The sequence below is a fragment of the Pseudoalteromonas sp. Scap25 genome (assembly GCF_013394125.1).
Taxonomy (GTDB): domain Bacteria; phylum Pseudomonadota; class Gammaproteobacteria; order Enterobacterales; family Alteromonadaceae; genus Pseudoalteromonas.
Window position 1 is genome coordinate 316336 of sequence record NZ_CP041327.1, and the last position, 13079, is coordinate 329414.

General features: G+C 39.9%; 11 protein-coding genes. 4 read left to right on the forward strand and 7 right to left on the reverse strand.

The window, feature by feature from the left end; all coding sequences use genetic code 11:
- Positions 1–54 precede the first annotated feature (54 nt).
- Positions 55–1779, forward strand: a complete 1725-nt coding sequence (locus tag FLM54_RS01445) for a GGDEF domain-containing phosphodiesterase (protein ID WP_178956827.1) — start codon at positions 55–57, stop codon at positions 1777–1779.
- Positions 1780–1786: 7 nt separating this feature from the next.
- Here the strand turns inward: FLM54_RS01445 and FLM54_RS01450 are convergent, their stop codons facing one another.
- Both FLM54_RS01450 and rraA read right to left on the reverse strand, forming a co-directional pair.
- Positions 1787–2836, reverse strand: coding sequence for a formimidoylglutamase (locus FLM54_RS01450; protein WP_178954702.1), 1050 nt, complete (start codon positions 2834–2836; stop codon positions 1787–1789).
- A 1-nt stretch (position 2837) separates the two neighbouring features.
- On the reverse strand, positions 2838–3335 hold the full coding sequence (rraA, locus tag FLM54_RS01455; RefSeq protein ID WP_008465762.1) for a ribonuclease E activity regulator RraA: 498 nt from the start codon (positions 3333–3335) through the stop codon (positions 2838–2840).
- 400 nt (positions 3336–3735) lie between these two features.
- Here rraA and FLM54_RS01460 point away from each other — a divergent pair, with 400 nt between their 5' ends.
- Positions 3736–5616: a methyl-accepting chemotaxis protein gene (locus tag FLM54_RS01460; RefSeq protein ID WP_178954704.1), complete on the forward strand. Its 1881-nt coding sequence runs from the start codon at positions 3736–3738 to the stop codon at positions 5614–5616.
- Positions 5617–5687: 71 nt separating this feature from the next.
- Here FLM54_RS01460 and FLM54_RS01465 read toward each other — a convergent pair whose 3' ends face one another.
- The 5 genes from FLM54_RS01465 to priA all read right to left on the reverse strand — a co-directional run bounded on the left by FLM54_RS01465 (position 5688) and on the right by priA (position 10796).
- Entirely contained in the window at positions 5688–6062 is a 375-nt protein-coding gene (locus FLM54_RS01465; protein ID WP_138607214.1) for a gamma-butyrobetaine hydroxylase-like domain-containing protein, read from the reverse strand.
- A gap of 61 nt (positions 6063–6123) precedes the next feature.
- Positions 6124–7452, reverse strand: a complete 1329-nt coding sequence (gene hslU, locus FLM54_RS01470; RefSeq protein WP_138607212.1) for an HslU--HslV peptidase ATPase subunit — start codon at positions 7450–7452, stop codon at positions 6124–6126.
- Positions 7453–7464: 12 nt separating this feature from the next.
- Positions 7465–7983, reverse strand: a complete 519-nt coding sequence (gene hslV, locus FLM54_RS01475; protein ID WP_010390410.1) for an ATP-dependent protease subunit HslV — start codon at positions 7981–7983, stop codon at positions 7465–7467.
- A gap of 81 nt (positions 7984–8064) precedes the next feature.
- A complete protein-coding gene (locus FLM54_RS01480) occupies positions 8065–8592 on the reverse strand; it encodes an SPOR domain-containing protein (protein ID WP_178954708.1) in 528 nt (175 codons plus the stop codon).
- 20 nt (positions 8593–8612) lie between these two features.
- A complete protein-coding gene (gene priA / locus FLM54_RS01485; RefSeq protein ID WP_178954718.1) occupies positions 8613–10796 on the reverse strand; it encodes a primosomal protein N' in 2184 nt (727 codons plus the stop codon).
- 230 nt (positions 10797–11026) lie between these two features.
- On the opposite strand from priA, the gene rpmE reads away from it, so the two are divergent.
- Both rpmE and FLM54_RS01495 read left to right on the forward strand, forming a co-directional pair.
- Positions 11027–11242 carry a 50S ribosomal protein L31 gene (gene rpmE / locus FLM54_RS01490; RefSeq protein WP_008115018.1) on the forward strand — a complete coding sequence of 72 codons (216 nt, stop codon included), beginning with the start codon at positions 11027–11029 and terminating at the stop codon, positions 11240–11242.
- Between the two features lie 523 nt (positions 11243–11765).
- Entirely contained in the window at positions 11766–13007 is a 1242-nt protein-coding gene (locus FLM54_RS01495; protein ID WP_008465773.1) for a malic enzyme-like NAD(P)-binding protein, read from the forward strand.
- The last annotated feature ends 72 nt before the right edge of the window (positions 13008–13079 follow it).

The window sequence follows — 13079 nt, forward strand, 5'->3', positions numbered from 1 at the left end:
TGAGACTTAACTCTTAAGCCTATGTTTTATTTAATGTCAGTGAGTACCTCAGCTATGGATGGAACGTTATTGAGCTATAGCAATTTAGCTATTTTTTTAAGTGGTGCACTTTTAATGGCAATGGTTGCAGCGTTGTTAACCGTTAAAAGTAACGTAATAAGGCTCAGCTTTTTATACACTGGGCTGATTGGTTTAGCTATGGTTAGCACTGCCATCCCTTGGTTTGTTTTGTTATTGGCTCTGGGATTTGCTTTTCATTTATATCAGGCGAATTTGCTAAAGCAAAAAGTCCCGTTACTTATCAGTGCCTGTGCCTCAGGCGGGCTTGTTTTATTATTTACAGGTTACCTCTTTTTTACATTGCATTTAGCGTGGTTACTTATTCCAATTTTACTACTCAGTAGCAGTGGTTTTTTAATGGCTAATACGCCGCAGACTGCTCCAACTTTAAAGCCAGAAACCGAGCCTGAAGCGTATGTTGAAAACTCACCCTTAGCCAGCTTCCCTGATAAACAGCAGTTACGTCAAAAATATAATGAACTCAATGATAAGGATCCATTTACAGCAGCAATCATCGTACTGAGGCTAGAAGGTTTTGCTCAAGTTAATCAACATATTGGCCGAGATTTTGGCGACTTATTATTATCTCAGTCGGCCAATCGAATAAAAGATCTATTAGATAGCGATGAAGTTTTTTTTCTTGCTGAGCATGCTAAATTAGCGCACTTGGGTGGGTTAAACTTTGCATTTATTTGTGATTTACAAAATCATAATCATTTACATCAACAGCTTATAAAGCAAATTATTGGCGCTACCTTAAAGCCGTTCAATGTAGCTAATTGTACGATTGAAGTAAAAGTAAGAGCCAGTTATGTACATTGTAATAAACAAAGCAGCAGCTTTGATGAGCTAATTAGTCATGCTTACTTGGCGCTTGATAGTCGGCCAGCTAAACAAATTGTGGCTTATCATCAGCAAATGACGACTGATCATTTAGAGCAGCAAGCGCGATTAACTGAGCTGGCGAATATCAGCTTTGCTGATGAGTTCGAATTGTTTTTTCAACCGGTTATTCGAAATGAAGATGGCCAAATTGAATTTTTAGAATTGCTATTACGCTGGCAGCATCCAACCCAAGGGACTTTATCGGCGAGCCAGTTTATCAACGATATTAGAATTGCAGGGCTTGGTTACTCACTTGCGACCTTTGTTATTGAACGAGCTGGAGAGCTTGCCATGGCACTGCGTATGGAAGGAATGAGGGTGCCTTTAAGTGTTAACTTATTTGGCCCAGAAATGCTCAACGAAGAGTTTGTTGATTTTGTTTATGGGGTTATCGGTGAGCACCAACTTAGGCCTGGTGATTTAATTTTAGAATGTCCGCTACACATTTTTACTAGCCTAGATGATAAAGGTAGAGCCATGATAGCAAGACTTAACAGCTTAGGTTTAAAAGTGTGCGTTGATGGTTTAGGTGATAATCCTGTATTACTTTCTAAGTTACCTAGTTTAGCGGTGGCATACATTAAAATATCGCCTGCATTAACTGCTGACTTTAGTAATCAAAATAACATACGTAGTTTAGTAGGTGGTATGGTTGAAATGCATAACCAGCAACAGACGAAAGTTATTTTTGAAGGTGTTGAAACACTCGATCAACTAAAGTTTGTAAAAAGTCTAAAAGCCTATGCTTCACAGGGATACTATTTTGGACACCCATTGAGCAGTTTAGGATTAATGAGTTGGTTTAAGCAATGGTTAGAAGCACAAGAACTTTAAGTGTGTTTTAAAGGCTTAGTTTTGTTTGTAAATAGGTATTAACTAAAGCACTGATCACTTGGCCACACTGTAATTTACCTGCAGTTATAGAATGAGGGTGTTGTGAAGGTGCTGCTTCGCATAAGTGTAAATAAGCACTGCGCGGATCATTTGCAGCTAAGTAAACATAATGCTCACCATCGCTGACATCAAAACCACAGTAATTAAAGGCACTTGCAGGCATATTGGTTAAGCTATCTAAATCAACTTCTACCCCTAGCGGTGCGTTATCAAACCTTTGGAGTGCATGGGTGGTTGCTTCTGTTAAGTTTATTTCGCGCTTCACATTAATTGTTTGATAGCTTGTGTAGCTAAAGTTAGCGCTCTGCATAGCATCAAAAATAGGTTGATTGTTTTTTAGCTCATGTAAGCCAATAACATGGTAATTATTGAGCAGCTGCTCTTGATAAGCGTAGCGAAACCCATTACCACTGTGCCTACCTTCACACTCACGAAAGTCGGCATGAGGATCTAAATTAATCGCGTTAATTGCGTTATGGCTATGTTTGGCAAGTGAGCGAATAATACCTAAACAGTTATTATGCCCGCCGCCAATAACAATAGGTTCAAGACCCGCTTTAAAAACCATGTCTAAAATTGCTTCAACTCGCTCATCTATTTCAGCGCACAGCTTACGCAATTGAGCTAAGTCGTTTGGATTATGATTATCAAGCGGTAGTGCTTGTTGCATTAAATCATCGAGGGTGACTTCGCCAAGCAGTAATACTTTTTGCATGGCAATAGCGTCATTATGAGGTTGGTTTAAAAAGCGTTGTAAAAACGCAGGCCAAGCATGCTGTGCGCCACCATTTCCTAGATTGGCTCTCGGGCCAATGTCTTCACAAATCCCGAGTAAAACAAAGCGCATACCAAATTGTACGGCATCAGCAAGTGCTTGTTGAATATTGTCGCGGGCATCAAGTAATGCCATCGACTGCCATGCTTTTAGCTCTCCAGCACGGTCAGAGCAAATTTCCTTTACCGTGCTTTCGTCGTATAGTTTAAGGTGAAAGGTCACGCTACAGTTCTATTATTTCTAGCTCTAATTCTTCAGCTGAAAGCACAATACCGGTACTGTCAGCATATACAAAGTCATCATCAAAAAATGATACGCCAGCGAAATTAACCCCTATACCGCTTTCGCCCGCGCCTTCACTGTCTGCTGCAACAGGAATTGACGCAATAGCTTGAATACCTAAATCAAGTTCTTCAAGCTCATCAACGTGACGTAATGCACCATATACGATAATGCCTTGCCAATTGTTTTCTAGTGCCAGCTCAGCCAGCTCAATGTCGATTAATGCTCTGCGAGTTGAGCCGCCACCATCAATAAGTAAAATCTGATCAGTACCATCTTGAGAAAGTAATTGGCGGATCAGTTCATTGTTTTCAAAACATTTTACCGTTTTAATGCGGCCACCAAAACTGTGTCGACCACCAAAGTTGATGAACATAGGTTCAAGCACATCAACCACATCAGCAAAGTGGTCGCATAAATCAGAAGTGCTGTAATCCATTATTTTATCCTCAAAAGATACATAAGTTAGTGACTCAGTATACCCTCCTTATATGCAATAACAACGACTTAATCGCAGTAAATTTAGCCATAATTAGAACTAAATCAACTATAAGAATAATAATTCTTTCATAAACTTGTCATTTCCCCACAACAAGATTATAAACAGGTGTATTGCATCCATGATGCGGCTGAACCATTTTCACCTTCAGTGGCAAGAGTTGTAAAATTGAGTAATACTGTGGTTAGGCCAATGGTTTTATATTGTCCATTTGTTTAAAAGGAGTTTGTTAATGGTTAGACTTTACCGGCGACCCTTTTTATTTGTTCAAACTTAATGAGTTAAATGAAAGAAAGCATCACTTTATACTGCGCTGGCAAATTTAATATAGGTATTTACAATGAATTTTCTACAAAATCTGACGATAAAACGCCGTTTGCAACTAAACGCCTTAGTTGTAGGTTTAACAATGATTGTCATGCTATGCATCATAATTTATGAAGCACGTGTGATGCTTAAATTAAATGAAACAATTCAATACGCCGAAGAGCTTGATGTGCATGAGCTTTCGATGCGTAAATATGAAAAAGACTTTTTATTTTATAAAGATGAAAAAAGCTTAGATTTATTCACTAATGAATATAAACAGCTGCAGCTCAAACTAGGGAAACTATCTGCTTTATCAAAAGATTTAGATATTGCCATTGATCAGGTTAACCAATTTGAGGTGCTTGCAAAGCAGTATTATGATGACTTTCAAATTGTTGTTAATTTGCAACGGAAGATAGGTTTACATCCTAAAGATGCGCTTTATGGCGAACTGCGTAAGTCAGTACACAACATTGAAACATTATTGAATCAGCAAAATGATTATAAATTACTGACCACCATGTTGCAGCTACGCCGCGCTGAGAAAGATTTTATGTTGCGTTTAGATACCAAATATTTAGACCGATTTAATAAATTAGGTGATGAGTTAAAACAACAAGTAAATACCTCAGAAATACCTAGTAATATACGCAATCAATTAACTTCATTAATGACCAATTACCAAGGCAAATTTACCGCACTAGTTGAAGCACAAATCGCTTTAGGGGTTGATTTAGATTCGGGTGCTCTTGGAAAAATGAGAGTCAGTATTAAGAAAAGTGATGATGTGGTGACTGCCATTACTTCGGCCACTAAAAAACAAGTTGCTGAGACGGCCCAGCAGGCGCAATTATTGGCAATAGCCATATTTATAATTGCCAGTGTGATTGTGATGGTTCTTGTGTACTTAACGAGTCGCTCAATTATTCAGCCTATTGAGAGGGTTTATCAAACTATTGACAAGATAAGAAAAAACAATGATTTAAGCTTATTCATAGAGCACAAAGGAGAAGATGAAGTCACTAGGATGACCATAGATTTTAATAGCTTGATTAGCGACTTTAAAGATCTTATCTATGAAGTAAATACTGCTCTAACAACGCTTAATATAGCAACGGGTAACTTATCTGAAACAACCTCAGCAACTAGTTCTGGCATGCAAGAGCAATTGCATGAAGCGGACATGGTGGCAACGGCAGCCACAGAAATGCAAGCAACGATTCAAGATATTTCACATAATACAGAAGCTGCAGCTAAAAAAGCTGAATCAACCAATGTAAGTGCTCAACAAGGTCAGGTTGAAGTAGAGTCAACCATTAAACATATTAATGCTTTGTCTGATTCGCTTGGTAAGGCCTCTAGCGTGGTGTCACAGCTAGAAAAAGATGGTGAAACCATTGGCTCTGTACTTGATGTAATTCGTGCCATTGCAGAACAAACTAATTTACTGGCTCTAAATGCGGCTATTGAAGCAGCAAGAGCGGGTGAGCAAGGTCGTGGTTTTGCGGTTGTTGCAGATGAGGTGCGCTCACTTGCACAACGCACGCAAGAGTCAACTAGCGAAATTGAGGGTATTATTAACACCTTACAACAGCGTACCCAAGAGGTAGTAAGTATCATGCATCAGTGTCGTACTCAAGGTGGTGAGAGTGCAACACAAGCAACAAAAGCGGGTGAATTGCTAGGAGCTATCACTGTTGATGTGCAAACGATTATGGAAATGAGTACACATATTGCTACTGCTATTGATGAACAGAGCCAGGTAGCATCAGAGGTTAATAAAAACGTAGTCCGTATTCGAGATATTGCTGAAGGGGCTGCTGCTCATTCACAAACGAATGCGCAAACAAGTGAAGAGGTATCTGAGCAATCAAGGGTGCTTCATCAAGCAATCTCAAAATATAAAGTTTAATTATCCATAGAAACAAGCGGCTTAATTGCCGCTTGTTTGTTATTAACGAAGCAGAAGCATCATAACTGACGTTAAGGTACAAATTTTATTGGTACGCTATCTTTGTTATTTTCATGTTGTTTAACACGTTCTAAATAAGTGTCCCACAACTTAGTATGTTCGGCTTGTAACTTAGCCAAATATTGCCAGCTAAACAACCCGCTGTTGTGCCCGTCGTCAAACTCTAAACGCAACGCGTAATGCCCTACGGGTGTAATGCTTTTAATGCCCACTGTTTGTTTATTAAGTACTAACTTCATAGGCTCAGAGCCATGGCCTTGCACCTCGGCTGAGGGAGAGTGAACCCGTAAAAATTCAGTACTGAAGGTTGCGTCTGAATGATCATCAAAAAACACATCTAAATTTTTACTTACACTATGATAGTGCACTTTAGTTACTTGTTTCATCGTCATCTCACTTACAAAAAAGCCTCCATGCTGGAGGCTTTTAGTATACATTAAACGGCTGTTAAAGAATAAAGCGGCTTAAGTCTTCATCTTCAACCAGCGCACCTAGGTGCTTTTCAACATAGGCAGCGTCAATAACTAAACTTGAACCCGCTTTTTCAGAAGCATCATATGAAATTTCTTCCATTAATCTTTCCATAACAGTATGCAGACGGCGAGCACCGATGTTTTCGGTTTTCTCATTAACCTGCCAAGCGGCTTTAGCAATTCGCTCAATTGCATCGTCGCTAAATTCAACAGCGACATGCTCTGTTTTGAGTAGCTCGCGTTGTTGCTCCGTAAGTGATGCGTGTGGCTCAGTTAAAATGCGCTTAAAGTCATCGGCTGTGAGTGCTTCAAGTTCAACACGAATAGGTAAACGGCCTTGTAACTCCGGGATCATGTCTGATGGTTTAGACATCTGGAATGCACCTGAGGCAATAAATAGCATATGGTCAGTTTTGACCATGCCATGCTTAGTGTTTACTGTAGAACCTTCAATAAGCGGTAGTAAATCACGTTGTACACCTTCACGGCTTACATCTGGGCCTGAGGCTTCACCGCGCTTACAGATTTTGTCGATTTCGTCAATAAACACAATGCCGTTTTGCTCTACAGCAAAAATTGCCTGCTCTTTTAATTCTTCAGGGTTAACTAATTTTCCGGCTTCTTCTTCGGTAAGTAGTTTAAATGCTTCTTTAATTTTAAGCTTACGTTTAGTGCGTTTATCACCACCCATATTTTGAAACATGCCCTGTAGCTGGTTGGTCATTTCTTCCATACCAGGAGGAGCCATAATTTCAACATTCGGTTGAGCTTGGGCTAAATCAATATCGATTTCTTTGTCATCTAGCTGGCCTTCGCGTAATTTTTTACGAAACGATTGACGTGTCGATGAGCTTTCATCGCGCTGAACTTCCCCATACTGATCTTTCACTGGAGGTAGTAATACATCTAAAATACGCTCTTCAGCGGCTTCTTCTGCACGGTGTTTAAACTTTTTGGTTTGTTGTTCACGGGTCATTTTGATTGAAACGTCGACTAAATCACGGATGATAGTTTCAACTTCTTTACCTACATAACCTACTTCTGTGAATTTAGTGGCTTCCACTTTAATAAAGGGGGCATTAGCCAGTTTTGCTAATCGACGCGCAATTTCCGTTTTACCTACACCAGTAGGGCCAATCATTAAAATATTCTTTGGCGTTACTTCTGCACGTAAATCTTCGTTTAACTGCATACGGCGCCAGCGATTACGAAGGGCAATAGCAACCGCTTTTTTTGCTTTTGCTTGACCAATAATATGTTGGTCTAGCTCATGAACAATTTCTCTTGGGGTCATATCAGACATAGCGGGTTCCTATTACAATTCTTCGATAGTTTGGAAGTTATTCGTAAATACACAGATGTTGCCAGCAATTGTAAGACTTTTCTCTACAATTTCATGGGCACTTAAGTCGGTATTTTCTAATAAGGCGGTTGCAGCAGATTGTGCAAAGTTTCCGCCGCTGCCAATTGCGATCAGGTCGTTTTCAGGTTGTACGACGTCACCATTACCAGTGATGATCAATGAGGCAGTTTCATCAGCAACAGCTAGCAGGGCTTCAAGTTTGCGTAAGGCACGATCGCTACGCCAATCTTTAGCCATTTCTACAGCCGCTTTAGTTAGATTGCCTTGGTGCATTTCTAATTTGCTTTCAAAACGTTCGAAAAGGGTGAAGGCATCAGCAGTACCGCCAGCGAAACCAGCGATTACTTTGCCATTATAAAGACGTCGAACTTTTCGGGCATTGCCCTTCATTACAGTATTACCAAGGGAGACTTGGCCGTCACCACCAATAACAACTTTGTCATCACGGCGTACACTTACGATTGTAGTCATGTTATTCCTCACCATCGCGCTGCAAGGGGGCAGCGCGTAAAAAACGATTATGAAGAGGTTATATGGGTGAATGGTTTAAATTCAAGTCCAGCCCCAAATTCCGCAGCCAACGATATTAATTCGTTTTAGTTTGTTCTTATCACTTTCTGCTTGGCGCTTGGTTTCATAAGGCCCTAAACGCACCTTATACCAAATACCATTAGTACCTGTGGTTTTTTTGATCTCTGAAATTAGCCCAGCAAAGGCTATTTTAGCCTTTAAGGTTTCAGCTTGTTGATGCGTTTTAAATGAACCACACTGCATAACATAAGGGCCTTTTTGTTCAAGTTCTTTCACTTCAACTTGAATTTCATGCTCTTTAATTTCTTTAATAAATTTAGGTGGTCGCGGTTTAGCTATTTCTACTTGTTTTTCGGCTGTTGGGTTTGCTTGTTTTTCAACAAGATCAGGATCGGCATTATTTTTAACAAACCAGAGTCCATATGCAAAGCCACCCACAAGTACTAGTGCAATCAGGGTTAATAACAGCGGAAAAGGTTTTTTAGCCGGTTCTTGTTTGGTGTTTTTTCTATTTTTTGGTTTTTTATTAATATAATCGTGCTGTGCCATGGTGTTATGTGTGGCCTTACCTAAATCATGTCTGTAGGGTCTACGTCTAAACTCCAGCGAACTTTTTGAGCTAGTTTACTGGTGCTGAGATAATCAACCATTTGTGCAAGATACGGATGTAAAATGCGTCGATCTTGCGCTTGAATATGTAATTGAAAACGATACATCCCCGCAATCTTTTCTAAAGGCGCAGGGATAGGTCCAAGCAATTGTATACCAGATACCCCATTGACAGGAACCAAATCCGTTAGAAAGTCGACGACTTGCTTAATGTTATGTCCCTGTGCACGAACTATTGCCATACTGGTGATTGGTGGTAACTGCGCGTCACTTCGTTCAGTGAGCGCAAAGCGGGCAAAATCTTGATAGCCGTTATTAACTAAATCTTGTAATAATGGGTGCTCAGGGAAGTGTGTTTGTAATAATACTTCACCGGGCTCACCAGAACGTCCAGCTCTGCCTGCAACCTGAGTCACTAATTGAGCAAGGTGTTCTGTTGCCCTAAAGTCACACGAATATAAACCACTATCTACATCTAAAATGAGTACTAAGCTTACATCCGCAAAGTGGTGGCCTTTGGCCAGCATTTGCGTACCGACTAAAATGCGTGCGCCACCTTGGTTTATTTCATCCAATGCTTTTTCAAGGCTGCCTTTGCGCCTCGTAGAGTCACGGTCTATTCGGCTAATTGGGATGTCTTTAAATTCAGTACTCAAAAATTCTTCTATTTGTTCGGTGCCTTTGCCGTTAGGAAATATCTGCGTGCTTCCACAGTCAGGGCATTGATGCGGTACTTGATATTGGTCACCACAATGGTGGCAAATCATCTGACCGATGGCTTTATGAAAGGTTGCACTCGTGCTGCAGCGATTACATTCACTTAACCAACCACACTCATGACATATTAAAGTGGGCGAAAAACCACGGCGGTTTAAAAATACCATTACCTGCTTACCTTTATTCAGGTGCTGGCGCATTATCGCTAAGCTCGCATGGGCAATACCCGCTTGATCAGGCTGACCTTTCATGTCGAGAAGCTTAAATTGATTATCGGTGGCCGTTTGTGCACGCTCACTTAATGTGAGTAACTGGTATTTGTTATTAATTGCTTTGTGCAGTGTTTCTAATGCGGGAGTCGCACTGCCTAAAATAAGCGGGATATTTTGCTGATATGCGCGATACGCTGCTAAATCGCGTGCATGATAGCGTAGAGTATCTTGTTGTTTAAATGAAGCATCATGCTCCTCATCAACCACAATCATCCCGAGTTTTAAAAAGGGTAGAAAAATACTCGAACGAGTACCTATAACGATAGCACAACTGCCTTTTTCACAAAACCGCCATGTTTGCAGACGCTCGTTATCGGTGAGCGCTGAATGCCATAGCATAATTGGCGTGTCAGGGAAGCGACGTCTAAAACGATTCACTGTTTGTGGTGTTAAACCTATTTCTGGAACAAGCACTAACGCTTGCTCTCCACGTTTTAACACCTCTTCAAGACACTGTAGGTAAACTTCTGTTTTACCGCTACCCGTGACACCTTCAAGTAAAAAACTATTAAAACCAGCACTTTGATTTATAGTAGTGCAAGCAATTGCTTGTTCTTTATTTAAGCGAGGCTTAGTGCCCACAGTAGGAAAGGCATGTTGCCATTGATTGTCATGTTCAATGGTTTGCACTATCAGTTCTTTTGCTAATAGGCTATCAATAGTCTTTTTATTAAACCCGAGGGCTTTTAGTTCCGTTAATGATGATTTACCCGATGCAGATAATTGCTTAAGCAAGTTAAGCTGTGTTTTAGCTTTTAAAGATGGTAAAAGCGCCCCTTTATCAGTTAACGTCAGCATATTTATACTGGTTTTATCAGGGCATTCACCTTGGCGCAGCGCATTGGGGAGTGCAATATGAATAGTTTCACCTAGTGGATAACAATAATAACGCGCAGTAAACTTCAGCAGCTCCAAATGTTGTGCAGATAACACCGGCGAATTATCAATTACTTCAATAATAGATTTGATTTTGCCTTCAGGAACTTCTGTATCGGTTTTTAAACTAAGGATAACCGCTACTTTTCGTTGATTGCCAAAAGGGACGAGTACGCGCATGCCAGGCTGCAATTTAGTCAGCGGTGTTAATTGCTCATCCACTTTATAATCAAAGGTGCGAGGTAAGGGGACTTTTATTGCAACTTCAACAAAACACATAACAACTCAACTAAGAAACCTAATAGCCTAATGTACTAAAAATAGTATTAAAAGCCTACCGACAAATCAGTAATCAATAGGTGTTTGCAGACTTTTTAGTAAAAAGAATAATTAAAGCTTGTGTGCGTGCGGGTTGTTGGATAAAATTCGCGACCAATAAATTTGTTTTAACGACGTATGGTGCCAGACTTCGGGTTTGGAGAGCGATGCGGCCTTAACTAGAGGTTCCTATGAAAGAAGGTATTCACCCTAAGTACGAAGTAATTTCTGCAACTTGTTCATGCGGAAACAAATTCGAAACTCGTTCTACTTTGTGTAAAGACATTCACTTAGACGTATGTTCTGCGTGTCACCCGTTTTACACTGGTAAGCAAAAGATTTTAGACACTGGCGGCCGTGTTGATCGCTTCAACAAGCGCTTCGGTGCACTTAGCAGCAAAAAATAATTTTTTGTTTCTATGTAAAAAAAGCACCTTAGGGTGCTTTTTTTGTGCCTAAAATTCACTTATCCCTCCATTTTATAACAGTTTTGTATTTATTATTTTTGCATAACTATTTCCTGTTCTTATTCCGAATATGCATAAACATTTGCAGACAAAATTGCCAATATTATCTATATTTTTATTTGTTACACTTTAAATATGGTACTTAAATGTAGTTAACGTGAAGTTATTTGTATTTAAAGTTAAACAAAGTTCGGTATTTCACTATTTTAATTTAAGACTGAAAAGAGTATTTCATAAATATTGAATAAGGGTAAAAACGACCTGTAATATTCATTTTTATGACGAATTTATATTTTAAAAATGTCAGGATAATCTAGGGAAGTTGCTGATAAATCACTTAAAATTAAGAGTTCTAGCATATAACAGGATAGACCTGATATTGCTTGGAATTTAAAAATAATAAAGGTATCGTAGAATAAAACTACCTCTCACTTTAACTTAAATTGCAGGATATAATCGCGTTATGTCAGATTTTCGTGAACAAGCACTACATTACCATGCCCATCCCGTTCCAGGTAAAATCAGTATTGAGCTGACCAAGCCCGCTGAGACGGTTAAAGACCTCGCGCTCGCATATAGCCCAGGTGTTGCAGAACCTGTTCGTGAAATTGCCGCTGATCCAGCAAATGCCTATAAGTATACTGGTAAAGGAAATATGGTTGCGGTTATTACTAACGGCACCGCAATTTTAGGCTTAGGTAATTTAGGCCCACTGGCCTCAAAACCAGTAATGGAAGGCAAGGCATTATTATTTAAACGTTTTGCAGGTCTAGATTCAATTGATATAGAAGTTAAGCACCGCACAACCGAAGACTTTATCAACACGGTTGCGAATATTGCAGACACGTTTGGTGGTATCAACCTAGAAGATATTAAAGCGCCAGAATGTTTTGAGATAGAAAAAGCACTTATAGAACGTTGCAGCATTCCTGTATTTCATGATGACCAACATGGTACGGCAATTGTAACGGCTGCGGGTATGCTAAATGCGCTAGAAGTACAAGGTAAAGCAATTGAAGATGCGATTATCGTGTGTTTAGGTGCCGGCGCTGCAGCTGTTGCCTGTATGGAGCTTTTAATTAAGTGTGGCGCACTGCGTGAACATATTTATATGTTAGACCGTAAAGGCGTTATTCATACACGTCGTGATGACTTAAATGAATATAAGCAATTATTTGCAAACAATACGGATAAACGTACTTTACAGGACGTAATTGAAGATGCCGATGTGTTTGTTGGTGTATCAGGCCCTAATTTATTAGCCGCCGATGATTTGAAGTTAATGGCTGACCGCCCAGTTGTATTTGCATGTTCAAACCCCGATCCTGAAATTGATCCGCAATTAGCACATGCTGCACGCAACGATCTTATTATGGCGACTGGCCGTTCTGATTATCCGAACCAAGTTAACAACGTACTTTGTTTTCCATTTATTTTCCGTGGCGCACTAGATGTACGCGCAAGTGAAATAAACGATGAAATGAAAATAGCTGCTGTAGAGGCAATTCGCAGTATTGCTAAAGAGCCAGTTCCGGCTGAAGTACTGACTGCTGCAGGTATCGATAAACTAGAGTTTGGTGCTAAATATATTATACCAAAACCTATGGATCCGCGCTTATTGCCTCGTATCGCCAAAGCCGTTGCTCAAGCTGCAGTTGATTCGGGTGTGGCACAAATTGATATGCCAGAGAACTACATGGCGTAATTTTAAGTGTGAATTAACGCAAAAAAAACCTCAGCATTTGCTGAGGTTTTTTTATAACACAGATAAAGAAAT